A 24,536-nucleotide genomic window follows, 5' to 3' on the forward strand; every position below is an offset into this window, starting at 1 on the left:
CTGCAGGAAGATCCCGCCGTCCTGGACACCATGTCCAATCCGACCCGCTGTGTTCGCCATCAGCCCATATGCGGGTGAACATACGTGGTCGGCGGGACGAAGGTCTCCTTGATCGACCGCGCCGAGGTCCAGCGCAGCAGGTTCTGGGCGGCGCCGGCCTTGTCGTTGGTGCCGGAGGCCCGGCCGCCGCCGAACGGCTGCTGGCCGACCACCGCGCCGGTCGGCTTGTCGTTGATGTAGAAGTTGCCCGCCGCGAAGCGCAGCTCCTCCACCGCCTGTGCGATGGCGTAGCGGTCCTGCGCGATCACCGCACCGGTGAGGCCGTACGGCGCGCCCGAGTCCACCCGTCGCAGGACGTCTTCCCAGCGGGAGTCCTCGTAGACGTGGACGGCCAGGATCGGACCGAAGTACTCGGTGCGGAAGATCTCGCCCCGGTGGTCGGAGGAGACCAGCACGGTGGGGCGGACGAACCAGCCGATCGCGTCGTCGTACTGCCCGCCGGCCGCCAGCTCCACCGTCGGGTCGGCCTTGGCCCGGTCGATCGCGTCGCGGTTCTTCTCGAAGGCGCGCCGGTCGATCAGCGCGCCCATGAAGTTGGACAGGTCGGTGACGTCGCCGACGGCCAGCGCGTCCACCTCGGCCAGGAACTCGTCCTTGATCGTCTGCCAGAGGCTGCGCGGCAGGTAGGCCCGGGAGAGCGCCGAGCACTTCTGGCCCTGGTACTCGAAGGCGCCGCGGATCAGCGCGGTCCGCACGATCGCCGGGTCGGCCGAGCGGTGGGCGAGCAGGAAGTCCTTGCCGCCGGTCTCGCCGACGATCCGCGGGTACGTCCGGTAGCCGCCGATGTTGGCGCCCACGGTCTGCCAGAGCGACTGGAAGGTGGCGGTGGAGCCGGTGAAGTGCAGCCCGGCGAGGGCGGGGTCGGTGAGTGCCACCTGGGAGAGCTGCTGCCCGTCGCCGGTCACCATGTTGATCACCCCGGGCGGCAGGCCGGCGGCCTCCAGCAGGCGCATCAGGTAGTACGCGGCCAGGGTCTGGGTGGGCGCCGGCTTCCAGACCACGGTGTTGCCCATCAGGGCCGGCGCGGTCGGCAGGTTGCCCGCGATCGCGGTGAAGTTGAACGGGGTGACCGCGTAGACGAAGCCCTCCAGCGGGCGGTGGTCGGTGCGGTTCCACACCCCGGGCGAGGAGATCGGCTGGTCGGCCAGGATCTCGCGGGCGAACCGCACGTTGAACCGCCAGAAGTCGATCAGCTCGCAGGCGGAGTCGATCTCGGCCTGCTGGACCGTCTTGGACTGGCCCAGCATGGTGGCCGCGTTGAGGGTCTCCCGCCAGGGGCCGGCCAGCAGGTCGGCGGCGCGCAGGAAGACCGCCGCCCGGTCGTCGAAGGACAGCCCGCGCCACTCGCGCCCGGCCGCCAGCGCCGCGTCCACCGCGGCCCGGGCGTCCTCCCGGGTGGCGTTGCCCAGCACCCCCAGCTTCGCCGCGTGGTGGTGCGGCTGGACGACCTCGATCCGCTCGCCGCCGCCGAACCGCTGCTCGCCGGCGATGGTCATCGGCAGCGGGATCTGCTCGGCGGCCAGCTCGTCCAGCCGGCGCACCAGCCCGGTCCGCTCCGGGCTGCCGGGCGCGTACCCGTGCACCGGCTCGTTGCCCGGGGTCGGGACCTGGGTGACTGCGTCGATGGGCATGGCGGCTCCGCTCGTCGTCCTGATGGCCTGGCGTCAATCCAGACTGACGAGCGGAGGGCCGGTTCGCCCGCTCGGACACGCCACCGGTGGACGTGGTTCGCGCCACGTCCGGGCGCCGGGCCACCGGACGCCGGGCTACCGGGCCGGACTCAGCCGACCAGGCTCGCGGCCAGCTCGACGGCCTCGGCCAGGCTGTCCACCACCGGGACGCCCACCGGCTCCAGCTTCGCCCGGGTGTGCGAGCCACCGGTGTACAGCACCGCGTGCGCACCCGCGCTCAGCGCCGCCAGCGCGTCGTCCGCGGCGTCGCCGATCAGCACCGTGCGGGCCGGGTCCACCTGTTCCCCGAGCGCGGCCAGGTGCCTGGCCAGGTGCTCCGCCTTCTGGCCACCGGCGGGCCCGCTGCGGCCGTCCACCCGGAGGAAGTGACCGGTCAGGCCGAAGCCGTCGACCACCGGCAGCAGCTTGTGGTGCTCGTACATCGACAGCAGGGACTGGCTGTGCCCGGCCTCCCCCCAGCCGCTCAGCAGCTCCAGCACGCCCTCGGTCAGCCCGCACGCCACGCTCAGCTCCAGATAGCGGTCGTGGAAGACGTCGTCGAGCCGCAGCCACTCGGCGTCGGAGGGCATCCGACCGAGCAGCCGCTGGTAGAAGCGGGGAATCGGGATCTCGTACTGCTCGCGGTACTCCTGCATGGTCATCGGGCCGATGCCGATGGTCGCGAACGCGGCGTTGCTCGCGCCGAGCACCGCCTCCATGTCGTGGAAGAGCGTGCCGTTCCAGTCCCAGACGATATGAGTGCGCACGCAGGGAACGGTAACCCCGGTCACCGACGAAGCGGTACGACGGGGTGGCCGGGGCCCGGCGGGCGGGCGGCGCGAGGCGGGCCGCTCAGGCCGCCCCGGGCCGGGCTCAGGGCAGCAGGGCGGCGATCTCCTGGGTGGCGAACCAGAGCAGCTCGTGGTCCTCGGCGCCGTCCACGGTGAACTGGGCGTCCTGATCGCCCTCGTCGGCCGCGGCGACGGCCGCGACCGCCGCCTCGACGTCCGCGACCACCTCCTGGTCGGCCACGTCCGCGTGCACCGCGGCCGCCTTCGCCAGCCGCACCGGCCCGGCCAGCACCACCCGGCCCAGCGAGGCCTGGTCCTGGTACTCGTCGCCGGGGAACGGCCGCACCGCGGAGTCGGCGACGTCCAGCGCCACCACCACCCGGCGGCGCGGCGCCTGCGGGTCGGCGGCCAGCAGCCGCAGCGAGGACTGCGCGGCCCGGTTCAGCGCCGCGTACTCCAGCTCTTCGAGGTCGTCACTGACGTACCACTCGCGCAGCGCGGGGGTCACGGCGTACGCCGCGGACTGCTCCAGGGCGCCGCCCGGGTGCGCCGCTGCCAGGCCGGTCAGGGTGGTGGGCACGTACACGCGCATCGGTGGCACTCTCCGGTTCGTCCAGCGGCACAGCTTCCAGCGCCCCAAGAATAAGCGCCGGGGTGGCATCCGTGATCACGCGCTCACTCCCGCCCGCACCGCCGGCTCCCGGCGACGGCGCCGCGCACCGCCGGTGCCGCCGGGAACCGGGCCGGCCGGCGGCCCTGCGGCGTGCCGGACACGGCCGCCGACCACCCGGGGCGCCGGCCGGATCACCGCACGCGAGGGGACCGGGCGCCCCCGGCGGCCGGGCACGCCCTCGACCCGAGCACGCGCCCCCGGCCGCCACGACCCGCCGCACGCGCTGCCCCCACCGGCGACCGCCCGCGCGCGGGCCGGATCACCGCACGCCGTCCAGGGCCGCCCGGCTGGTCCGCAGCGCGCTCTCCAGCACCGCTCCGCGGCGGGCCGGGTCCATCATGTTCGGGCCCATCACCGTCAGGTCCGCCAGGGTCGGCGCGAGCAGGTGCACCCGGACGCCGCTCGCCCGCAGCAGCCGGGTCTCCCGCATCAGCTGCCTGGTCACCGCCCGGCGGTAGCGGCCGACCAGCTGGGCGAGCACCCCGCGCGGGCGGTCCCGGGCGCGCCACTCGCGCAGCGCCACCACGGTGCCGCGACCGGGCTCGGCGCGCCCGCGCGGGTGCAGCCGCAGCGCCATCGGGGCGAGCACGAACACCTCGTCCAGACCGCGGCCGAGCATCAGATCGGCGTTGGTGGCCGACCAGCAGCCGCCGTCCACGTACGCCGAGCCGTTCACCCGGACCGGGGCGAACCAGCCGGGGATCGCGCAGGAGGCCATCACCGCGTCGGCGACGGCGGCGGCCGGCGCGCCCGGATCGCCGAAGACCACCCGGCGGCCGCCGCGGTAGTCCACCGCCGCCACCCGCAGCGGCGAGCCGGCCGGCCAGCCGTCCCCGCCCAGCAGACCGCGCACCAGCTCGCCGACGGGCTCCAGCGAGCCGCGGCCGTGCGGCGCCATCGCCGACACCATGGTCAGCAGCGGGTACTCGCGCGGGTGGCGGACGGCGTCCCGCAGCAGGCCCGGCGAGCCGATGCCGGCGCGCGGGCGCGGGGGCAGCGCCCCGCCGACCGCGGTCTCGTAGTCGAAGGCCACCCCGGCCAGCGGGCCGTCCGGAACCGGCAGACCGCGCTGGTGGTCGCGGAGCTCGCCGGTACCGACCCCACCGGCCAGCATCGCGGCGAGGATCGCGCCCGCCGACGTCCCGAGCACCACCTCGGCGCCGCCCGGCCGCCAGCCGACCGCCTCCTCGACGGCGCAGAGCGCGCCGACCGTCCACGCCGCGCCCAGCATCCCGCCACCGCCCAGCACCAGGCCGCGCCGGGGCCGGCCGTCGGCGGGCGGCGCCGACGACGACGCCCGTGTCTGCGCTACCCATGTCGTCATGCCGGCCGCCTGTCCTCGTCGGGGCGCTGTCGTGGTCCGTCCTCCACGGTTCCCGGACCGGCTCCGATCGTGCGCGCCCAGGGCCAGGCGGCGCAACGTCGCGCCCGGCGGGCGCGCCGCCCGTCCCGACGGTGCGGGGTGTCCCCTTTCGGGCCTTCCCGCTGGCCCCGGTACGTCAACCGGGCGCCCTCCCGACGGGCCCGGCGGCCCTTGCGGCACCGGGTCTTTCACCCGGATAGGTGAGACCGCGGGCGGGCCCGCCGGATGCGCCGAACCCGCTTGCCGCCCCGCGCGGCACCGGGCTACCAAGGACCCGTCCGTACCCGCACCAACTGCCCGGGAGGGCCCCATGACCACCAGCCCGGTCCCCGCCGCCGCCCAGCCCGCCCCCCGACCCGCCGGGCCGACCGCCGTACCGCCCGGCGGCCACGGTGGCCGGCCCGTCCGCCCCTCGGCCCACCCGCACCGGCCGCACCACCCCACCGCCCGGACCGGCCACCACCCCTACGACGGCCGGCGACCGCGCCGGCCCCGGACCGCCTGCGCCGCCCCCGCCGCCCCGGGCCCCCACACCGGGCTGAGCACACGGTTCGCCCACCAGCTGGTCGAGGTGCTCACCGGCGCCCGGCCGTCCGGCCAGCTGATGCGGCACACCAGCCTGGACGGCTACGGCCAGCTCGCCTCGCTCGTCCGGATCGGCATCCTGCGGCGCGGCGGCGCCGCCGACCGGCCCCGGCTCGGGCCGGTGCACGACCGGTCGCCCTCGCCCGACGCGATCGAGGCCTGCGTCCGGGTCGACCTCGGCAGCCGGCACCACATGGTGGCGTTCCGGCTGGAGCAGCGCGGGGCGGCCGGGCAGTGGCAGTGCACCGCCGTGGAGGCCCGGTGAACCCGCCCGGCGCGACCGTCCCGTCGCACCGCCCCCGGTCCCGGACGGGCGCCGCACCGGGCCGCGGCGGCCGGCCCGCACCAGGTGCCCCCGGCGGCTCCCGCGACGGCGCCACGCGGCCCGCACGGGCCGCGTGGACCCCGCGGTCCGACCCCGCCCCACAGTCCGACCGGCCCGCCGACGCCGTGGACACCGGCAGCGGCACCGGCGCAACGGCGCAGGGCGCCACCCCCCTGCGGGAGTGGCGCCCTGCGTGGCGGCGGACCGGGCGGACCGGCCCCGTCTCAGCTCTTGCGACGGCGGCCCTTGGCCGACTTGGCGGCCTTGCGGCGCTCGGCGCGGGTCAGCCCGTCGCCCTCGTCCTCCGGCGCGAGGTCCTCGAAGTCACCCTCGACGACACCGCCACCGACCTCGTCCGAGGGGGCCGTGTAGTGCAGCCGCTGCGGCTTGGGGGCCTCCAGGCCCTTGGCCTTGATCTCCGGACGGGCGGCGTCCTTCTCCAGCTTGTCGAGCAGCACCTCGGCGTCCTCGACCGGCACCTCCTCGACCTGCTGCTCGACCTGGACCTCCAGGTTGAACAGGTAGCCGACGGACTCCTCCTTGATGCCCTCCATCATGGCGGTGAACATGTCGAAGCCCTCGCGCTGGTACTCGACCAGCGGGTCGCGCTGCGCCATGGCCCGCAGGCCGATGCCCTCCTGGAGGTAGTCCATCTCGTAGAGGTGCTCGCGCCAGCGGCGGTCCAGCACCGAGAGGACGACCCGGCGCTCCAGCTCGCGCATGATCTCCGCGCCGAGCTGGTCCTCGCGGGCGCCGTACTGCCCCTGGATGTCCTCCTGGATGACCTTGGTGAGGAACTCCGGGGTGAGTCCGGCCGTGCCGCCGGCGTCCTCCTCCAGCTGCTCCAGGTCCAGGGTGACGGGGTAGAGCTGCTTCAGCGCCGTCCAGAGCTTGTCGAGGTCCCAGTCGTCCTCGTAGCCCTCGCCGGTGGCCGCCTTGACGTACGCCTCGACGGTGTCGTCCATGAAGTGGCCGACCTGCTCCTGCAGGTCCTCGCCCTCCAGGACGCGGCGGCGCTCGCCGTAGATGACCTCGCGCTGGCGGTTCAGCACCTCGTCGTACTTGAGGACGTTCTTGCGGATCTCGAAGTTCTGCTGCTCGACCTGGGTCTGCGCCGAGGCGATGGCGCGGGTGACCATCTTGGACTCGATCGGCACGTCCTCGGGCACGTTGGCCATCGAGAGCACGCGCTCGACCATGCCGGCCTTGAACAGGCGCATCAGGTCGTCGCCGAGCGACAGGTAGAAGCGGGACTCGCCCGGGTCGCCCTGACGGCCGGAACGGCCGCGCAGCTGGTTGTCGATCCGGCGGGACTCGTGCCGCTCGGTGCCGAGGACGTAGAGGCCACCGGCCGCCTTGACCTCGTCCTGCTCCGCCTTCACGGACGCCTTGGCCTTCTCCAGCGCGGCCGGGAACGCCTCCTCGTACTCCTCCGGGGTGTCCACCGGGGTGATGCCGCGCTGGGCCAGCTCGGCCGCGGCGAGGTGGTCGGAGTTGCCGCCGAGCATGATGTCGGTGCCACGGCCGGCCATGTTGGTGGCGACGGTCACGGCGCCCTTGCGGCCCGCCTGCGCGACGATCTGCGCCTCGCGCTCGTGGTGCTTGGCGTTCAGCACCTCGTGCGGGATGCCGCGCTTGCGCAGCTCCTGCGACAGGTACTCGGACTTCTCCACCGACACGGTGCCGACCAGCACCGGCTGGCCCTTCTCGTGCTTCTCGGCGATGTCCTCGACCACGGCGGCGAACTTGGCCGGCTCCGACTTGTAGATCAGGTCGGGCTGGTCGATGCGCAGCGGGTCCCGGTTGGTCGGAATGGGCACCACGCCGAGCTTGTAGATCTGGTGGAACTCGGCGGCCTCGGTGGTACCGGTACCGGTCATTCCGGAAAGCTTGTCGTACAGGCGGAAGAAGTTCTGCAGGGTGATGGTGGCCAGCGTCTGGTTCTCGTTCTGGACCTCCACCCCCTCCTTCGCCTCGATCGCCTGGTGCATGCCCTCGTTGTAGCGGCGCCCGGCCAGGATGCGGCCGGTGTGCTCGTCGACGATCATGACCTCGCCGTTCATCACGACGTAGTCCTTGTCCCGCTTGTACAGCTCCTTGGCCTTGATGGCGTTGTTCAGGAAGCCGACCAGCGGGGTGTTCACCGACTCGTAGAGGTTGTCGATGCCGAGGTAGTCCTCGACCCGGGTGACACCCTCCTCCAGCACGCCGACGGTGCGCTTCTTCTCGTCGACCTCGTAGTCGCGCTCGATCTTCAGGCGCTGCACCAGCTTGGCGAAGTCGGCGTACCACTTGGTCGCCTGGTCCGCCGGGCCGGAGATGATCAGCGGGGTACGGGCCTCGTCGATGAGGATCGAGTCGACCTCGTCGACCACCGCGAAGTTGTGGCCGCGCTGGACGAGTTCGTCCTTCGACCAGGCCATGTTGTCGCGCAGGTAGTCGAAGCCGAACTCGTTGTTGGTGCCGTACGTGATGTCCATCGCGTACTGGCGCTTGCGCTCGGCGGGCGTCATGTTGCCCAGGATCACGCCGACTTCGAGGCCGAGGAAGCGGTGCACCCGGCCCATCCACTCCGAGTCGCGCTCGGCGAGGTAGTCGTTGACCGTGATCAGGTGGACGCCCTTGCCGGTCAGTGCGTTGAGGTAGGTGGGCAGGGTGCCGACCAGGGTCTTGCCCTCACCGGTGCGCATCTCGGCGACGTAGCCGAAGTGCAGCGCGGCGCCGCCCATGATCTGGACGTCGTAGTGCCGCTGCCCGAGCACTCGCCGGGCGGCCTCGCGGACGGTCGCGAACGCCTCGGGGAGGATGTCGTCCAGGGACTCACCGTCCGCGATCCGCTGCTTGTACTCGTCGGTCAGCGCGCGCAGCTCGGCGTCGGTGAGGTTGACGAAGTCCTCTTCGATGGAGTTGACCTGGGCAGCAATCCGCTGCAGCTTGCGAAGGATCTTGCCTTCGCCGGCGCGCAGGATCTTGTCGAAGACGGACACTTGAGCGGGCTCCTTGCCTGTATTGGCACTGGACGACTGCACGACGGGTTTACCCCACCGCACGGGCCATCGTATGCGAGGAGTCCAACACCCCGGGAGGTGCGTCAGCACGCTATTCCCGTGTCACCCGTGCGGGCACATGGCCCGATAGCATCGCCCACCGGGGCAAAACGGTCAGCTGCCCGGGCGGTTGAGCGGTCGAGCCGGTTATTCGGATGCCCGGTTTCCTTTCTGCACGGAATAATCCGTTCATGGCAGAGCACCCCGAACCCACCGCGCCCGACTCCGTTCCGGGCCTCCTGGTCACCGAGCGGCTGTTCCTGCGACCGCCCCGGGAATCCGACCTGGACGCGATCTTCGAGGCTTGCCAGGACCCGGAGATCCAGCGCTGGACGGTCGTTCCCAGCCCGTACCGCCGCGAGGACGCGGAGTACTTCGTCAACGACCTGGCCGTGAACGGCCGTCGCACCGGCGAGAACCTCGTCTGGTGCGTGGTCGAGCGCGCCGGTGGCGCCCTGGTCGGCGCCCAGGGGCTGGTCCGCGTCCCGGGCAGGCCGGGGACCGCCGAGGTCGGCTGGTGGGCCACCCGGGAGCACCGCGGCCGCGGGTACACCGTCGAGGCCGCCCGCGCGGTCGCCCACCACGCGATCACCGAGCTGGGCCTGCGCCGGCTGGAGTGGACGGCGTACGTGGGCAACGAGGGCTCCCGCGCGGTCGCCGAGAAGGTCGGCTTCCGCTTCGAGGGCACCCTGCGCTCGTACGCCGAGCAGCGCGGCGAGTTCCGCGACTCCTGGGTCGGCGGGCTGCTCGCCACCGACCTCGCCACCGACCTCGCGGACTGAGCGGCCCCGTACCCCGGCTCCGAGGCCCCGCCCCGCCGCCGGCGACGGCCGACCACGCCCCGGCACCCGGTCCTTCCGGGCCGGGGCGTTGTCGGTGCCGCGGTCTACGCTCGCCGACATGACCGTCATGACTCCCGCCACGACCCTCGGCGCCGACGAGGCCCGCCGGATCGCCCTGCGCGCACAGGGCCTGCTCGGCGCGCCGGACCGCCGGGGCGGCGTCCGCGGAGTGCTGCGCCACCTCGGCGCCGTCCAGCTCGACACCATCTCGGTGCTGGCCCGCTCGCACGAGCTGGTCCCGTACGCCCGGCTCGGCGCCGTCGGCCGGCCCGCCGTCGACGCGGCCTACTGGGCGTCGGGAGCGAGCTTCGAGTACTGGTCGCACGCGGCCTGCATCCTGCCGATCGAGGAGTGGCCGCTCTTCGCGTTCCGCCGCCGGCGCTACCGCGAGCGCGCCCACGTCTGGGGCATGCAGGTGGACGCCGCCACCTACCGGGCCGTCCTGGCCAAGCTGCGCGACGGGGGGCCGCTCACCTCGACCGAGCTGGGCGGCGCCAAGAAGACGGCCGACTGGTGGGACTGGTCCGACACCAAGATCGCGGTGGAGCGGGCCCTGGCGTTCGGCGACGTGGTCTGCACCGAGCGCCGGAGCTGGAAGCGGGTCTACGCGCTGGCCGAACAGGCCGTCCCCACCGAGCTGTTCGAGGCGGAGCCGACCGACGAGGACTGCCTGCGCACCCTGGTCGCCCAGGCCGGCGCCGCGCTCGGCGTGGCCACCCGGGGCGATCTGCTCGACTACCACCGTCTGAAGGCCGAGCAGCTGGACGCGGTGCTCGCCGACTCCGGCCTGGTCCCGGTGCGGGTCGCGGGCTGGGGCCCGGCCGGCGCCCCCGCCGCGGCCTGGGCCGATCCGGCCGCACTCGCCACCGCCCCGCGCGGCCGGCACCGCACCACGCTGCTCTCGCCGTTCGACTCGCTGATCTGGGACCGCTCGCGCACCGAGCGGATCTTCGGCATGACGCACCGGCTGGAGGCCTACACCCCCAAGCACAAGCGGGTGCACGGCTACTTCGCGATGCCGCTGCTGGCCGGCGGGCAGCTGGTCGGCCGGGTCGATCCGGCCCGGGCGGGCGGCACCCTGGTGGCCCGTCAGGTCTCGCTGGACTCCGCGCGGCACGTCGGGGCGCTGGCGACCGCGCTGCGCGAGGCGGCCGCGTGGGTGGGCTGCGACAGCGTCCGGGTGGAGGCGCTGCACGACGAGGCGTTGCGCCCGGCGCTGGAGAAGCTGCTCGCCGACTGAGCCGGCACCGGGCCCGCGACGGGCTCCGCCGTCACCCTATTTCGAGGATCTTCTCCCGCATCGCGTAGACCACGGCCTCCATCCGGGAGTGCAGCTGGAGCTTCTCCAGGATGTTGCGCACGTGGTTCTTCACGGTGTTCTCGCTGATGAACAGCTCCTTGGCGATCTCCCGGTTGTTCATCCCGGTCGCCACCAGCTTCAGCACTTCCAACTCCCGGTCGGTCAACCGGGGGGCGGGCACGAGGTCCCGGTCGTCGGAGCGGCGCTGGATCATCGACTTGAACTCGGTGAGCAGCTTGGAGGCCATCGACGGGCTGATCTGCGACTGGCCGTCGGCGACCGCCCTGATCGCGGTGGCCACCTCGTCGGTGGAGATCTCCTTGAGCAGGTACCCGGTGGCACCCGCCTTGATCGCCTCGTAGAGGTCGGCTTCCTCGTCGCTTATCGTCAGCATGATGATCTTGGTGCTGGGGGCCACGTCCTTGATCGCGGTGCAGGCCTCGATCCCGCTGCGACGGGGCATCCGAACATCCATCAGAATGATGTCGGGCAGCAGGTCGGCGGCCTTGAGCACGGCCTCCGCGCCGTCCCCCGCCTCACCGACGACGGTGATGTCCTCCTCCTCGGCGAGCACGATCTCCAGGCCGCGGCGGAACAGCGCGTGGTCGTCCACCACCAGGACGCGGATCGGCTCCCTCCGGCGCGGGGCGTAGTCGAGGTCCTCCCCCGACCCTCGCGCCACCCCCCCGACCGGCCCCGCACCGGGCCCCAGCCCGAAGTGATCCCCCATCCGCTCCTCCCCCGTCGCCGGTCGTCGTTCGCCAATCATTCCACGCCGCGGACGTCCTCCGGTCACCCTCCGATGCCGATTCCCTCGCACCGGGTGACCTCCCGGCGCCCGGAATCGGCCGGTCACCGGCCCGGACCGGCCCGGCACCCACTCCGGAGCAGCCGCGAACGCCACGGAACACCCCCGAACGCGCCCGGAACGCCCCCCGAACGCCGGTGACCCCGGCGGCAGCGCCACCGGGGTCACCACTCCCACACCGCTCGGACGGTCAGTCCTCGTCGTCGGCGCCGCCGATGGCGCCGCCGGCACCGCCACCCGGCCCGGTCGTTCCGTCGGCCTTCAGGTGGATGACTCCGTAGTGGTAACCGTGCCGGCGGTAGACGACGCTCGGCAGGCCGCTGTCCTTCTCCACGAACAGGTAGAAGTCGTGGCCGACCAGTTCCATCTCGTAGAGCGCCTGGTCCAGCGCCATGGGGGCGGCCGGGTGGGTCTTCTCCCGGACCACCAGCGGGCCTTCGCCCTCCACTTCCAGGGATCCCATCATGGTCTTGCGGACGGCCCCGTTGGTCTCGTTCTCCGGCTTGGTCGTCTCGGGCAGCGCGGCCAGGGCCGCGGTCGCCTCGGCGACGCTGATGGGAGTGCGGCCGTTGCCGCCCTTGTGCACCCGGCGCCGGTCCGCGGACTTGCGCAGCTGCGCGTCGAGCTTCGCCGAAGCCAGGTCGAGCGCCGCGTACGGGTCGCCGGCGGCGGCCTCGGCCCGGATCACCGGACCGCGGGTACGGAGAGTGATCTCCACCCGCTCGGACCGGTCGGCCTGACGCGGGTTGTGCTCCTTGGACACCTCGACGTCGAGGCTGATCACCTTGCCGTCGAACTTCTGGACCTTCTCCAGCTTCTCGGCCACGTGCTCGCGGAACCTCTTGGGCACCTCGGTCTTGCGGCCCTTGACGACGATGTCCACGCAGAACTCCGATCCCTCGTGCTGACGCCGATCCGGGTGCTACCGGATCGGGCTGAGACCCAGCCGGACCAGCCACTTCGCTGCTGACCCTCCACCTCCGCCGCGAGCGACGAAAGCGACTGGCCCTCACCTCACTTCCTCCCCACCAGGGACGGTTGAAACCCCCTGGAGCCTCATCGAACACCTCACACGGGGTTTTCGCCTCCCCAAACGGGAATACGGGTACGACCCGAGGCGGTGGGCTGGCGGTCAGGCTGTTGCACCCTGTCTACCCTCTTGCGAGTGAAGCATGGGTAAATACCTGGACAACACCCCCCGTACGGCGCATCCTGTGCTCACTCTCCGTGCCTGCCGCCGCCAGGAGCAGCCGTGCCGCCCACCGCCGTCCCCACCCGTCCACGGTCCGCCCAAGGGCCGTTCGGCCACGCACTGGCCGGTCTGTTGGAGGTGCTGCTGCCCGCCCGCTGCGCCGGCTGCGGCGCCGACCGCACCCAGCTCTGCCCGGCCTGCCGGCACGCCCTGGCCGCCGCCCGGCCCGGCCCCACCGCGCTGCCCTGGGTGCACGCCGCCGCCCCGTACGCCGGACCGGTCCGGCAGCTGCTGCTCGCCCACAAGGAGCGCGGCGCGCTGCACCTCGCCGGGCCGCTCGGCGAAGCACTCGCCCTGGCCGTGCGCTCCTCGCTCGGGCCGCGCGCGGGGCTGAGCCCGCTGCTGCTGGTCCCGATGCCCTCGGCCCGTTCCGCCGTCCGCGCCCGCGGGCACGATCCGACGCTGCGGCTGGCCGGCGCGGCCGCCCGGTCACTGCGCCGGGCCGGAGTGGACGCCAGGGCGGCGGCCCTGCTGCGGCACACCCGGCCGGTCGCGGACCAGGCCGGCCTCACCGCCACCGAGCGCCGGCGCAACCTGCACGGCGCGCTCACCGTCCTGCCGCGGGCGGACCGCCGGCTGACCGGCCGCCGGCCGGTCCTGGTGGACGACCTGGTGACCACGGGGGCCAGCCTCGCCGAGGCCGCTCGGGCGATGGCGTCGGCCGGGCTCCCGCCGAAGGCGGCCGCCACCGTCGCGGCCGCCGTCCCGCACCGGCCCGCCGGCCGGGTGCCCCACCCCTGCGGCGGGCCCCGCCCCCGGTAGCCCCGGACCAGCTCGGACGAAGCCGGGACCGAACCGCCCGCTGAGCCGGGATAGACGAAGCCGGGACCGGACCGCCCGCTCAGCCGGGATAGATGAAGGAGGACGCCCGGAAGTTCAGGACGAGCTCACGCCACTGGCTGTTGACCAGCCGGTAGATCTTGCCGTCGGTGCCCTGCCGCGCGAGCACCGGCGGAGCCTGGTCCATGGTGTCGGCGGGCGCCTCCGAGGCCTGGGCCGAGGCCATCCCCTCGCCGCCCTGGGGCGGGGCCTCGCTGCTCTGCGAGCCGTCCGTACTGATGTAGTGCAGCTGCTGGAGGCGGCCCTTCTCCTTGCCCAGCACCAGCAGCTGGTCGGCCTCCGCCCAGGACACCGAGGAGACCTCGGTGATCGCGGGGGCCACCCGGCGCAGTCCGGTGATCCGCGCGGTCGGGGCGTCCTTGGTGCCGCCGTGCACCACCAGACCGAGCCAGAGCGACTGCGCCCCGCGCTGGTCCTTGAACACCAGGGCGATCCGGACGGCGTCCGAGGAGATCTTGAGGTCCTGCAGCACCTGCCCGTCGGGGCTGTCCACCGGCACCGTGACCGGGGGCTGGTTGCCGCGCACCATCACCACCCGCCGGTTCTGCGGGTCGCGGTCCACCACCCAGAGGTCGCCGCGGCCGTCCCAGCTGGGCGAGGTCAGGCCGTCCTCGTCCTTCTGCCCGGTGCGGACGGGGGTGGTGAGCACCGGCTCGGGCATGGCCTGCACGCCGTCCGCCAGCGGCACCGTGTAGAGCTGGTGGCCCCTGCCGCCGATCGCCGCGGCCCGCTCGCCGTCCCGGGCCACCGCGATCGTGCCGAGCGGGTCCCGGCCGGCCGGTTGCGGACGGCCCAGCGGGCCGCGCACCGGGTTGCCGTCGCCGGTCTCCTGAGCCTCGGTCAGGACGCCGTTGTCGGCCCGCTGGAAGAACTGCCGCTGGGAGCCGGCCCCGGTCAGCGCGCCCGGTCCGGTCTGCGGGAGGTCGCCGCGGGTCGCCTGGCAGCCGCTGTTGCGCGGGCCCTTCAGGTCCAGCCTGTCCACCTGCCCCTTGCCCTGGTCGGCGAGGGTGTAGAAGAGCTGAGTGGCCATCCGCTTGCAGAGCATCGCGCCGCCGAGGTCGACACCGGTGAGCACCACGTGGGCGGTGCGGGCCTCGTCGACGCTCACCCGCTCGACGGCGGTACCGGTAGGGAAGGCGCTCCGGGCCACCGGCGAGAGCCAGTCGGACGGCCCGGCGACCACGGCCCTGGCGGCCGAGGTCAGCGGGTCTATTCGGCGCCGCAGGTAGATCGGGTCGGCGATCAGCACGGCCGGGGAGCGCAGCGTCGCGGCCGCGGACGGGTCGTCGGCCGCGTAGAAGAAGCGGTCCACCTGGCGGTAACTGTTGCGGAAGTTGGTTTCGTTGATGAGCAGGCCGTCGGGCAGCGCGTCGATCCGCCACTCGCCGCTCTTCTTGTCCCGGACGAACGAGAACTGGAAGTCCACGTCCTTCTGGCCGTCCAGGAAGGTGTACGAGTGCTTGGCGTCCACCTCGGCCACCACCATGCCGGACACCGGGACGGCGAAGGAGGTGTCGGCCTCGGTCAGGGTCTGGACGGGCAGCGACGGGGTCGCGGAGAGCACCTGGATGCGCTCGTCCGGCTTCCACTTCGCCGCCGCCTCCTCGGTGAGGTACATCCGGGCGGTGTCGTAGCTCTCGTCCGCCGTGACGGCGTCCAGGAACCCGGCCAGCAGGTCGCGCGGCTTGGCGCCCTTGTCGGGCGCCTTCGGGAAGACCCTGACCTGCAGGTTCTTGTCCACCGAGTCCTGCGCCAGTTCGACCTTGCTGACGCCGCCGGAGTCCGGCATGGCCGCGCAGCCGCCGGCCAGCAGGGTGCCCAGCACCACGCCGGCCACCGCGGCCAGCCGCGGCTCAGTCCCGCTCGTCCCTCGCACGCTGCGACCCCTCCGTGTCCGTCCCGGCCGTGCCGTGCCCGGCCTCCGCCGGGCCCGGTTCCGCCGTCCGCTGTGCCACCGACGGCCAGCCGGGCGTCGGGTCCACCATCACCTGGGCTCCGGTGGCACCGTACCCGGCGCCGGCGGTCCGGACGTCCGAGGGGTCGGCCCGCGGGCCCTGGGGCAGCCGGCTGGTGCCCAGGCCCGGGCCGATGCTCAGTACGCCGCCGAGGCCGCTGCCGAACCCGCTGCCCCCGGAGCCCTCCGGGGTCTCCGGGACGGCCGGCTCGTCGGTGGCGGTCAGCGCGGTGGCGCCGCCCGGCCGGATCGCCCGGCGGTACGGCACGCCGTACGAGCCGAGGCCCCGGTTGTTGCGCGAGTCCTCCGGCTCCAGCCGGAACGGTGCCCGGTTGATGTCGCCGCCGCGGGTGCGCGGCAGGGTGAGCCGGAAGTGCGAGCCACCGCCGGGCTCGCCCCAGGCCTGCAGCCAGCCGCCGTGCAGGTGCGCGTCCTCGACCGCGATGGACAGCCCGAGGCCGGTGCCGCCGGTGGTCCGCACCCGGGACGGGTCGGCCCGCCAGAAGCGGTGGAAGACCCGGGACGCCTCGCCGGGCTTGAGCCCGATGCCGTAGTCGCGCACGCCGACCGCGACGGCGCCGTCCGCCGAGCCCAGCCGGACCACGACGTCCCGGCCCTCGCCGTGCTCCAGCGCGTTGACCACCAGGTTGCGCAGGATGCGCTCGATCCGGCGGGAGTCGACCTCCGCCAGCACCGGTTCGCCGTCGCCGCGGATCACCACGGCGCTGCCCTTGGCCTGGGCCAGCGGGTCGGCGGCCTCCACCACCCGGGTGACGATCTCGCGCAGGTCGACCGGCTCGGCGTCCAGGATCGCGGCGCCGGCGTCGAAGCGGCTGATCTCCAGCAGGTCGGCGAGCAGCGACTCGAAACGGTCCAGCTGGCCCTGGAGCAGCTCGGCCGAGCGGGCCGCCATCGGGTCCAGGTCCTCGCGGCTGTCGTAGATCAGGTCCGCGGCCATCCGGACGGTGGTCAGCGGGGTGCGCAGCTCGTGCGAGACGTCGGAGACGAACCGCCGCTGCACCCGGGAGAGCTCCTCCAGCTGGCGGATCTGCGCCTGCAGCGCGTTCGCCATCCGGTTGAAGGACTCGCCGAGGCGGGCGATGTCGTCCGTCCCGGTGACCTTCATCCGCTCTTCCAGGTGGCCCGCGGCCAGCCGCTCCGAGATCCCGGCGGCCATCCGGACCGGGGTGACCACCTGGCGCACCACCAGCCAGGCGATCCCGCCCATCAGGATCACCACGAAGACCCCGGCCGTGGCGAGGGTCCCGGTGACCAGGTCGAGGGTGTCCGTCTCCTGGCCGAAGGAGAAGATGTAGTACAGCTCGTAGGAGACGCCGTTGGGGCCGGTGAACTGCATGCCGATGGCCAGTCCGGGCTCGGTCCGCCCAGCGCCGTCCACGCGGTGGATCCGCGTCGGCTGGTCGAAGATCTGGCCGGGCTCCGCCGAGACCCTGGCGCGCAGCGTGTCGGGGATGCTGACCGGCGAGATGTCACCGGTGTAGCGCGGTCCGAGGCCGGCCGTCTCCGGCGAGACCGTCTTGCCGCCGCGCACCACCGCGATCACCGAGTAGACGTTCTGGCCGCTGGCCGCGAGGTCGCCGACCTGGTTGAGCAGCCAGGTACCGGTCTCCTCGACGGCCTGGTCGGCGGGTGCGCCGACCTTGAGCCGCAGGTCCTTGGCCTCGTCGATCTTCTTCTGCTCGGTCTGGAAGCCGGCCCGGGCCTGGCTGTGCGCCGAGTCCCGCTTGGTGCCCAGCAGCCCGTTGCGCACCTGGGCCACCACCACCACGCCCAGGACCAGGACCACCACGACGGAGAGCATCAGGGTGGCCGCGACCACCCGCAGCTGGATGGAACGGCGGTACAGCGCCGAGACCCGGTGCAGGGGCCGGCGCAGCTGACGGGTCACCGGCGCGAGCAGTGCGGCGGGCCCGCGACGGCGGCGGCTGCGCGTGGTCGAGCTCAGCACGTCGCCGCGCACGGCGGACTCCCCGTCGGTCGAGGACTCCGACGGGGTGTCGTCAGCCTGGTACGTCACGTCAGCTGGGTCCGGCCTTGTAGCCGACGCCACGGACGGTCACCACGATCTCGGGACGCTCCGGGTCCTTCTCGATCTTGGACCGGAGCCGCTGGACGTGGACGTTGACCAGTCGGGTGTCCGCCGCGTGGCGGTAGCCCCAGACCTGCTCCAGCAGCACCTCCCGGGTGAACACCTGCCAGGGCTTGCGGGCCAGTGCGACGAGCAGGTCGAACTCCAGCGGGGTCAGCGGGATGCCCCGGCCGTCCCGCTTGACGGAGTGGCCGGCCACGTCGATCACCAGATCGCCGATGGTCAGCTGCTCGGGAGTCGGCTCCTCGGCACGGCGAAGTCGGGCACGTACCCGGGCCACCAGCTCCTTGGGCTTGAACGGCTTGGTGACATAGTCATCGGCACCCGATTCCAGACCGACCACGACGTCGACCGTGTCGGTCTTCGCGGTCAGCATGACGATCGGGATGCCGGACTCCGCCCGGATCTGCCTGCAGACATCGATGCCGTCCCGTCCGGGCAGCATCAGGTCCAGCAGGACCAGATCGGGCTTGGTCTCCCGGAACGCGGCTAGTGCCTTGTCCCCATCCGCGACGAAAAACGGCTCAAAACCCTCACCACGCAGCACAATGCCGAGCATCTCGGCCAGTGCGGAGTCGTCATCAACGACGAGGACGCGTCCCTTCATGCGTCCATCTTCTCATTACCGGATTGTGACCTGCCGCACAGCAGTCCCTTTGCTCCAGAACGGCCAAGTGGCAGCCCGGCGAATTCCGGCCATACCGGACGAATGACCTGGCCCGAACCGGCCCCTCCGGCCCCACCGGTCACCCCCGGGCCGCGTCCGGACCGCGTCCCGCCCGCCCGACGGCCTCCCGTTGCCGTTCAGCAACCGGATACCCCTGGGGGCCGTCCGACCACCATGGCACGATGGGCGCTGCGCGCGGGTGAAGATCCACCCGGCCCCGCGAACCCTGACGCCCCTCCGAGGAGCAGTGATGACCGACACCCCGGGCTGGGCCTCGCCCAGCTCGTCCGAGCCGTCCCGCGACGACAACCGGCCCCCGGCCGACACGTCCGCCGCCGCGCCCGGGCCGTCGGTACCACCCCAGGCCGCGCCCCCCGCCTGGGGCGCCGGCTACGGCGGCCCCGGACCGGGCGGCCCCCAGTACGGCGGCCAGGGGCCGCACGGCCCCCACGGCCAGTACGGCTGGGGCGCCCCGGTCAGCCCCAAGCCGGGCATCATCCCGCTGCGCCCGCTCGGCCTCGGCGAGATCCTCGACGGAGCCGTCTCCACCATCCGCACGCACTGGCGCACGACGCTCGGCCTCTCGCTCGGCGTCGCCGTCGTCGAGCAGGCCGCCGTCACCGGCACCCAGCTGACCGTGCGGGGCGACACCGGCGACCTCACCCCGGTGATCTCCGCCCTGGTGAGCCTGCCGGTGACCATGCTGCTCAGCGTGGTCGCCGCCGCCCTGCTGACCATGGTGGTGAGCCGCGCCATCCTCGGGCAGTCCGCCACCATCCGCGACGCCTGGCGGGACGCCCGCCCCCGGCTGCTCCAGCTGACCGGCCTCACCCTGCTGACCGCCCTGATCGGCGCCGGCGTGGTGCTGGTCGGCTTCGCCCCGATGATCGGCTACCTGCTGACCGGCGCGGACGAACCCGCCATCGCGGGCCTGCTCTTCGTGGTCGGCCTGCTCAGCATCCCGGTCGCGATCTGGATCTGGATCCAGCTCAGCCTGGCCGCCCCCGCCCTGATGCTGGAGAAGCAGGGCGTCATCACGGCGCTCTCCCGTTCGCGCCGGCTGGTCCGCGGCTCCTGGTGGCGGCTGTTCGGGATCAACCTCCTCAGCCAGGTCCTGGCCGGCATCGTCGCCGGCATCATCAGCGTGCCGTTCACGATCGTCGGCCTGGCCCTCGGCTTCGACGACCTCGTCGGCCAGGTCGACGCGGGCGACCCGGCCACCCTGCCCACCGCCGTCCTGATCACCACCGCGATCGCCGGCGTGATCGCCTCCACCGTCACCATCCCGTTCACCGCCACCATCGGCGTGCTGCTCTACGTCGACCAGCGGATCCGGCGCGAGGCCCTGGACATCGAGCTCGCCCGCGCCGCGGGCCTGACCGAGTACGGCGGCACCGGCTGGGGCGACCAGGCCGGCCAGAACCCGGCGAGGCTCTGAACCGGATGCCGAACTGGGGGGAGAGGACGCTGGCGGCGAGCGGTGCCCCGGTCACCGTTCCACGTGACCCGGCCCGCGACGCCGCCCGCGACGAACTGCTCAACGCGGAGTACCACCGGCACGACCCGAGCCTGCAGCAGCGGGTCTACGACTGGGTCATGGACCGGATCGACGACGCGCTCACCACCATCGCCGGCGACGGCACCAGCGGCACCACCGGACTGATCCTCTTCCTGGTGATCGCCGTGCTGATCGCCGCCGCCCTCTGGTGGCGGTTCGGCGCGCCCAAGCGGGCCGCCCGCACCGTGCTCGACGTCTTCGGCACCGCCGGACCGCGCAGCGCCGACCAGTACCGGGCCGACGCCGAACAGCACGCCGCGGCCGGCCGGTGGACGGAGGCCGTCCGCGAGCAGATGCGCGCCCTCGTCCGGGCCCTGGAGGAGCGCACCCTGCTCGACGCCCGGCCCGGCCGCACCGCCGACGAAGCCGCCGCCGAGGCCGGCCGGGCCCTCCCGGCGCACGCCGACGCCCTCCGCGCCGCGGCCCGCACCTTCGACGACATCGCCTACGGCGACCGCACCGCCGACCGCACCGCGTACCAGCTGCTGCGCGACCTCGACCAGACCCTGGAACGCGCCCGCCCGGCGTTCGCCCCGGCCGCGGGAGGAGCGGCATGACCAGCCCCACCCCCGGCCCGGCCGCTCCGCCGGCCCCCGGCGGGCCGCCGCCCGCCGCACCGCCCGCACCCGCCGCCGCACCGCCGCAGACCGCGCCCGCGGCCGGGCCCCCCGCGGCCGGCAGCCTCGCGCCCACCGGCCGCGGCCTCTGGCACCGCTCCCGCTGGTACCTGCTCACCGCCGTGCTCCTGCTGCTCGCCGCCGCCGTGCTGGCCGGGCTCAACCAGGACCGCCGCTACCCCCCGCTCGACCCGCGCTCCTACGACGCCTCCGGCTCCCACGCCGTCGTCGCGCTGCTCCAGCGCCAGGGCCTCGACGTCGACGTCACCGCCGACCTCCCCGCCCGCTCCACCGGCAACGACACCCTCGTCGTCCCCGAACCCGACCTGCTCGGCCCCGACCAGCTGCGCGCCCTCGCCGCCGCCCGGCACGGCCGGCTGGTCCTCGTCTCCCCCGGCCCCGCGGCCCTCAGCGCGCTCGCCCCCGGCGTCCGCCCATCCGAGGAGGGCGGCGGCGCCCCCTACGCCGCCGTCCGCAGCACCGCCGCCCAGTGCGCGCTCACCGAGGCCGTCCGGGCCGGCACCGCCCACCTCGGCGGCCTGCTGTACACCGCCGGCAGCCGCGGCGAGGGCTGCTACCCGCGCGGCCACGGCTACCCGCTGGTCGCCGTCCGGACCGGCCAGGGCACCGACGTCGTCGTCCTCGGCAGCGGTGACTTCCTCAGCAACGAGCTGATCAAGAAGGACGGCAACGCCTCGCTCGCGCTCGGCCTGCTCGGCTCGCAGCCCCGCCTCACCTGGCACCTGCCGGACTACACCGCCCCGCTCGGCGACAGCGTCGGCGACAAGCGGTTCACCGACTACATCCCCGACGGCTGGCGCTGGGCCGCCGTCCAGCTCGGCATCGCGACCCTGCTGGCCGCGCTCTGGCGGGCCCGCCGGCTCGGCCCGGTCATCAGCGAGAACCTGCCCGTCGTGGTCCGCGCCGCCGAGACCACCGAGGGCCGCGCCCGCCTCTACCGCCGGGCCAGGGCCCGGGGCCGCGCCGCCGACGCCCTGCGCCGCGCCGCCGCCCACCGCCTCGCGCCCGTCCTCGGCGTGCCGCCCACCGGCGGCGCACCCGACGCCACCGCGCTCTGCGCGGCCGTCCTCGACCGCCTCCCCGACCGACCCGCCGGGGACGTACGGGCCCTCCTCTACGGCCCGCCCCCGACCGACGACGCCGCGCTGCTGCGGCTCGCCGACGACCTCGACGCCCTCGAAAGGCAGGTACGGAAGCCGTGACCGAACAGGCCACCGCCACCCCCGTCTCCACCCCCGGCACGGCGACCGGCACCCCCGGGACCACCGACGACCCGCGCCAGGCGCTCACCGCCCTGCGCGCCGAGATCGCCAAGGCCGTGGTCGGCCAGGACGCCGCCGTCACCGGCCTGGTCGTCGCCCTGCTCTGCGGCGGCCACGTGCTGCTGGAGGGCGTCCCCGGCGTCGCCAAGACGCTGCTGATCCGCACCCTGTCCACCGCGCTCAGCCTGGACACCAAGCGGATCCAGTTCACCCCCGACCTGATGCCGGGCGATGTCACCGGCTCCCTCGTCTACGACGCCCGCACCGCGGAGTTCTCCTTCCAGCCCGGGCCGGTCTTCACCAACCTGCTGCTCGCCGACGAGATCAACCGCACCCCGCCGAAGACCCAGGCCGCCCTGCTGGAGGCCATGGAGGAGCACCAGGTCACCGTCGACGGCTCGCCCCGCGCGCTGCCGGCCCCGTTCCTGGTCGCCGCCACCCAGAACCCGGTCGAGTACGAGGGCACCTACCCGCTGCCCGAGGCCCAGCTCGACCGCTTCCTGCTCAAGCTGATCCTGCCGCTGCCCGACCGCGACCAGGAGTTCCAGGTCCTCGCCCGGCACGCCGGCGGCTTCGACCCGCGCAACCTCGCCGCGGCCGGCGTGCGCCCGGTCGCCGGCCCCGAACACATCACCGCCGCCCGCGAGCAGATCGCCAAGCTCACCGTCTCGCCCGAGGTGCTCGCCTACATCGTCGACCTCTGCCGGGCCACCCGGCAGTCCCCGTCGCTCTCGATCGGCGTCTCGCCCCGTGGCGCCACCGCCCTGCTCGGCGCCTCCCGCGCCTGGGCCTGGCTGGCCGGCCGCGACTACGTCACCCCCGACGACGTCAAGGCACTCGCCCTGCCGACCCTGCGGCACCGCGTCGCGCTGCGCGCCGAGGCCGAGATGGAGGGCGTCACCGCCGACTCCGTCATCCAGGCGGTCCTGGCCCAGACGCCCGCCCCCCGCTGACCGCCCGCCCCGCCCCGCTCACGAAGGAGCGCAACCGCATGGCCCTCACCGGGCGAACCGCCCTGCTCGCCGCACTCGGCGCGCTCGTCGTGGGCCTGCTCCTGCCGTCCTGGGGCGGGATCGCGGCCGTCACCGGCACGGTCCTGCTCGCCGTCGTCGTCGACCTCGTGCTCGCCGCCCCCGTCCGCAGCCTGCGGATCACCCGGGGCGGCGACACCACCGTCCGGCTCGGCGAGCCGGCCACCGTCGAACTGACCGTCACCAACCCCAGCGGCCGCCCGCTCAGAGGTCGCGTCCGCGACGCCTGGGCCCCGTCCGCGTGGCGGCGCGGCACCGAGATCGCCGCCTCCCGGCACACCCTGCGCATTCCCGGCCGCGAGCGGCGCCGGGCCACCACCGTGCTCACCCCGACCCGGCGCGGCGACCACCACGCCCAGCGGGTGACGGTCCGTTCGCTCGGCCCGCTCGGACTGGCCGGGCGGCAGGGCTCGCACCTCGTCCCCTGGGCGGTCCGCGCCCTGCCGCCGTTCAACAGCCGCAAACACCTGCCGTCCCGGCTCGCCCGGCTGCGCGAACTCGACGGCCGCACCTCCGTCCTGACCCGGGGCCAGGGCACCGAGTTCGACTCCCTGCGCGAGTACCTGCCCGGCGACGACATCCGTTCCATCGACTGGCGCGCCAGCGCCCGCCGGAACACCGTCGCCGTCCGCACCTGGCGCCCCGAGCGCGACCGGCACATCCTGATCGTCCTGGACACCGGCCGCACCTCCGCCGGCCGCGTCGGCGACGCACCCCGCCTGGACGCCTCGCTCGACGCCGCGCTGCTGCTCACCGCGCTCGCCACCAAGGCGGGCGACCGGGTCGACCTGCTCGCCCACGACCTGCGCAAGCGCGTCTCGGTGGCCGGCCGCTCCCCCAGCGAGATCCTGCCGGCCTTCACCAACGCGATGGCCGTCCTGGAACCGGCCCTCTACGAGACCGACATGCGCTCGCTGGTGGCGACCGCGCTCAAGATGGCGCCGCACCGCTCCCTGATCGTCCTGCTCACGGGCCTCGACGCGGCCCCGGTCGAGGACGGGCTGCTGCCGCTGCTCCCGCTGCTGACCAAGCGCCACGAAGTGGTCCTGGCCTCCGTCTCCGACCCCCACCTGGACGAACTGGCCACCGGCCGCGGCACCGTCGAGGCCGTGTACGGCGCGGCCGCCGCCGAGCAGACCCGCGCCGACCGCCGGCTCACCGCGGACCGGCTCACCCGGCACGGCGTGACCGTCCTGGACGCCCCGCCGACCGCGGTGGCCCCGGCCCTCGCCGACACCTACCTCGCCCTCAAGGCCGCCGGCCGCCTCTGAGCCCCCCCCCCCCCGGCCGTGCGGCCGGTGTGAGACCGCATGACTGAGCCCCCGCCACGGATGTGGCGAGGGCTCAGTCGTACGCCTTGCCCGTGGACGGACGTCCGGTCAGCGGGCGCCCTGACGACCGCTTCGGCTGCTTCGGCCGCTTCGGGGAGGGTCTCTGTCCCTGGTCCCCTGTGGTGGCCACTAACCGCCCTCTACTCTGCCGGCGGTCGAGCGAGGAGGCCTGCCTGCCCCCAGGCCTGCCTGCCCCCAGGGCTTGCTGTCGTCTCTCGCCACCGGCGCCTGGTGACCCCGCAACGAAGTGCCGCCTGCGGCCCGAAGCTTGCCCTTATGGTCCCCGGCGAGCCGCAGCCACCCACCGCGAATGCCGCCGGAGAATGCCCCTGGAAACGCAAAGAACCCCCCGATCCTTACGGACCGGGGGGTTCTTTGGAATGATTGTTCGGCGGCGTCCTACTCTCCCACAGGGTCCCCCCTGCAGTA

The 24,536-nt window shown here is 73.9% G+C and carries 19 protein-coding genes; 9 read left to right on the forward strand and 10 right to left on the reverse strand.

Going from position 1 to position 24,536, the window contains the following annotated elements; genetic code table 11:
• Positions 1–59: 59 nt before the first annotated feature.
• The 4 genes from pruA to ABZ495_RS28795 all read right to left on the reverse strand — a co-directional run bounded on the left by pruA (position 60) and on the right by ABZ495_RS28795 (position 4,518).
• On the reverse strand, positions 60–1,685 hold the full coding sequence (gene pruA, locus ABZ495_RS28780; protein WP_359809230.1) for an L-glutamate gamma-semialdehyde dehydrogenase: 1,626 nt from the start codon (positions 1,683–1,685) through the stop codon (positions 60–62).
• 155 nt (positions 1,686–1,840) lie between these two features.
• A complete protein-coding gene (locus ABZ495_RS28785) occupies positions 1,841–2,497 on the reverse strand; it encodes an HAD hydrolase-like protein (protein WP_329487896.1) in 657 nt (218 codons plus the stop codon).
• Positions 2,498–2,603: 106 nt separating this feature from the next.
• Positions 2,604–3,113 (reverse strand): hypothetical protein, encoded by a 510-nt coding sequence (locus ABZ495_RS28790; protein ID WP_329487897.1) that lies wholly within the window; start codon positions 3,111–3,113, stop codon positions 2,604–2,606.
• A 340-nt stretch (positions 3,114–3,453) separates the two neighbouring features.
• The gene (locus ABZ495_RS28795) at positions 3,454–4,518 is read right to left on the reverse strand and encodes a patatin-like phospholipase family protein (RefSeq protein ID WP_359838806.1); all 1,065 of its coding nucleotides are present in this window, start codon (positions 4,516–4,518) and stop codon (positions 3,454–3,456) included.
• 349 nt (positions 4,519–4,867) lie between these two features.
• Between ABZ495_RS28795 and ABZ495_RS28800 the strand changes: the two genes are divergently transcribed.
• Complete coding sequence (locus ABZ495_RS28800; protein ID WP_359809206.1) at positions 4,868–5,407, forward strand: Rv3235 family protein; 540 nt, start codon at positions 4,868–4,870, stop codon at positions 5,405–5,407.
• Between the two features lie 284 nt (positions 5,408–5,691).
• On the opposite strand, the gene secA is transcribed toward ABZ495_RS28800, so the two are convergent.
• Positions 5,692–8,454: a preprotein translocase subunit SecA gene (gene secA / locus ABZ495_RS28805; protein ID WP_329487900.1), complete on the reverse strand. Its 2,763-nt coding sequence runs from the start codon at positions 8,452–8,454 to the stop codon at positions 5,692–5,694.
• 251 nt (positions 8,455–8,705) lie between these two features.
• Here secA and ABZ495_RS28810 point away from each other — a divergent pair, with 251 nt between their 5' ends.
• Together ABZ495_RS28810 and ABZ495_RS28815 are read left to right on the forward strand one after the other, a co-directional pair.
• Entirely contained in the window at positions 8,706–9,296 is a 591-nt protein-coding gene (locus ABZ495_RS28810) for a GNAT family N-acetyltransferase (RefSeq protein ID WP_359809204.1), read from the forward strand.
• 118 nt (positions 9,297–9,414) lie between these two features.
• The gene (locus ABZ495_RS28815; RefSeq protein WP_359838808.1) at positions 9,415–10,596 is read left to right on the forward strand and encodes a crosslink repair DNA glycosylase YcaQ family protein; all 1,182 of its coding nucleotides are present in this window, start codon (positions 9,415–9,417) and stop codon (positions 10,594–10,596) included.
• A 31-nt stretch (positions 10,597–10,627) separates the two neighbouring features.
• Here ABZ495_RS28815 and ABZ495_RS28820 read toward each other — a convergent pair whose 3' ends face one another.
• Both ABZ495_RS28820 and raiA read right to left on the reverse strand, forming a co-directional pair.
• Positions 10,628–11,386 (reverse strand): response regulator transcription factor, encoded by a 759-nt coding sequence (locus ABZ495_RS28820; RefSeq protein WP_329487903.1) that lies wholly within the window; start codon positions 11,384–11,386, stop codon positions 10,628–10,630.
• A gap of 268 nt (positions 11,387–11,654) precedes the next feature.
• On the reverse strand, positions 11,655–12,347 hold the full coding sequence (gene raiA / locus ABZ495_RS28825) for a ribosome-associated translation inhibitor RaiA (RefSeq protein WP_329487904.1): 693 nt from the start codon (positions 12,345–12,347) through the stop codon (positions 11,655–11,657).
• 450 nt (positions 12,348–12,797) lie between these two features.
• Between raiA and ABZ495_RS28830 the strand changes: the two genes are divergently transcribed.
• On the forward strand, positions 12,798–13,478 hold the full coding sequence (locus ABZ495_RS28830; protein WP_359838816.1) for a ComF family protein: 681 nt from the start codon (positions 12,798–12,800) through the stop codon (positions 13,476–13,478).
• A 79-nt stretch (positions 13,479–13,557) separates the two neighbouring features.
• Here the strand turns inward: ABZ495_RS28830 and ABZ495_RS28835 are convergent, their stop codons facing one another.
• The 3 genes from ABZ495_RS28835 to mtrA form a co-directional block, all read right to left on the reverse strand.
• Positions 13,558–15,432, reverse strand: a complete 1,875-nt coding sequence (locus ABZ495_RS28835) for an LpqB family beta-propeller domain-containing protein (RefSeq protein ID WP_359838810.1) — start codon at positions 15,430–15,432, stop codon at positions 13,558–13,560.
• On the reverse strand, positions 15,410–17,419 hold the full coding sequence (gene mtrB, locus ABZ495_RS28840) for an MtrAB system histidine kinase MtrB (RefSeq protein WP_359809226.1): 2,010 nt from the start codon (positions 17,417–17,419) through the stop codon (positions 15,410–15,412). Before mtrB ends, ABZ495_RS28835 begins: the two co-directional genes overlap by 23 nt.
• A gap of 130 nt (positions 17,420–17,549) precedes the next feature.
• On the reverse strand, positions 17,550–18,227 hold the full coding sequence (mtrA, locus tag ABZ495_RS28845) for an MtrAB system response regulator MtrA (protein WP_030061806.1): 678 nt from the start codon (positions 18,225–18,227) through the stop codon (positions 17,550–17,552).
• Positions 18,228–18,537: 310 nt separating this feature from the next.
• Here mtrA and ABZ495_RS28850 point away from each other — a divergent pair, with 310 nt between their 5' ends.
• From ABZ495_RS28850 to ABZ495_RS28870, 5 genes are all read left to right on the forward strand, one after another.
• Positions 18,538–19,725, forward strand: a complete 1,188-nt coding sequence (locus ABZ495_RS28850; protein WP_359838812.1) for a hypothetical protein — start codon at positions 18,538–18,540, stop codon at positions 19,723–19,725.
• Positions 19,726–19,730: 5 nt separating this feature from the next.
• Positions 19,731–20,402 carry a DUF4129 domain-containing protein gene (locus tag ABZ495_RS28855; protein WP_359809197.1) on the forward strand — a complete coding sequence of 224 codons (672 nt, stop codon included), beginning with the start codon at positions 19,731–19,733 and terminating at the stop codon, positions 20,400–20,402.
• Positions 20,399–21,685: a DUF4350 domain-containing protein gene (locus tag ABZ495_RS28860; protein WP_359838814.1), complete on the forward strand. Its 1,287-nt coding sequence runs from the start codon at positions 20,399–20,401 to the stop codon at positions 21,683–21,685. The genes ABZ495_RS28855 and ABZ495_RS28860 overlap by 4 nt, the downstream gene beginning before the upstream one ends.
• Before the next feature lie 92 nt (positions 21,686–21,777).
• Positions 21,778–22,698, forward strand: coding sequence for a MoxR family ATPase (locus tag ABZ495_RS28865; protein ID WP_359809224.1), 921 nt, complete (start codon positions 21,778–21,780; stop codon positions 22,696–22,698).
• A gap of 38 nt (positions 22,699–22,736) precedes the next feature.
• Positions 22,737–24,047, forward strand: a complete 1,311-nt coding sequence (locus ABZ495_RS28870) for a DUF58 domain-containing protein (RefSeq protein ID WP_359809194.1) — start codon at positions 22,737–22,739, stop codon at positions 24,045–24,047.
• Positions 24,048–24,536: the final 489 nt, after the last annotated feature.

The organism is Kitasatospora sp. NPDC005748 (assembly GCF_040630735.1).
Classification (GTDB): Bacteria; Actinomycetota; Actinomycetes; order Streptomycetales; family Streptomycetaceae; genus Kitasatospora.

Coding starts and splice junctions, on each gene's coding strand:
- ABZ495_RS28790 (WP_329487897.1), bottom strand. CDS start 3,113: ATGCGCGTGTACGTGCCCACCACCCTGACCGGCCTGGCAGCGGCGCAC.
- ABZ495_RS28795 (WP_359838806.1), bottom strand. CDS start 4,518: ATGACGACATGGGTAGCGCAGACACGGGCGTCGTCGTCGGCGCCGCCC.
- ABZ495_RS28800 (WP_359809206.1), top strand. CDS start 4,868: ATGACCACCAGCCCGGTCCCCGCCGCCGCCCAGCCCGCCCCCCGACCC.
- ABZ495_RS28810 (WP_359809204.1), top strand. CDS start 8,706: ATGGCAGAGCACCCCGAACCCACCGCGCCCGACTCCGTTCCGGGCCTC.
- ABZ495_RS28815 (WP_359838808.1), top strand. CDS start 9,415: ATGACCGTCATGACTCCCGCCACGACCCTCGGCGCCGACGAGGCCCGC.
- ABZ495_RS28820 (WP_329487903.1), bottom strand. CDS start 11,386: ATGGGGGATCACTTCGGGCTGGGGCCCGGTGCGGGGCCGGTCGGGGGG.
- mtrA (WP_030061806.1), bottom strand. CDS start 18,227: ATGAAGGGACGCGTCCTCGTCGTTGATGACGACTCCGCACTGGCCGAG.
- ABZ495_RS28850 (WP_359838812.1), top strand. CDS start 18,538: ATGACCGACACCCCGGGCTGGGCCTCGCCCAGCTCGTCCGAGCCGTCC.
- ABZ495_RS28855 (WP_359809197.1), top strand. CDS start 19,731: ATGCCGAACTGGGGGGAGAGGACGCTGGCGGCGAGCGGTGCCCCGGTC.
- ABZ495_RS28860 (WP_359838814.1), top strand. CDS start 20,399: ATGACCAGCCCCACCCCCGGCCCGGCCGCTCCGCCGGCCCCCGGCGGG.
- ABZ495_RS28870 (WP_359809194.1), top strand. CDS start 22,737: ATGGCCCTCACCGGGCGAACCGCCCTGCTCGCCGCACTCGGCGCGCTC.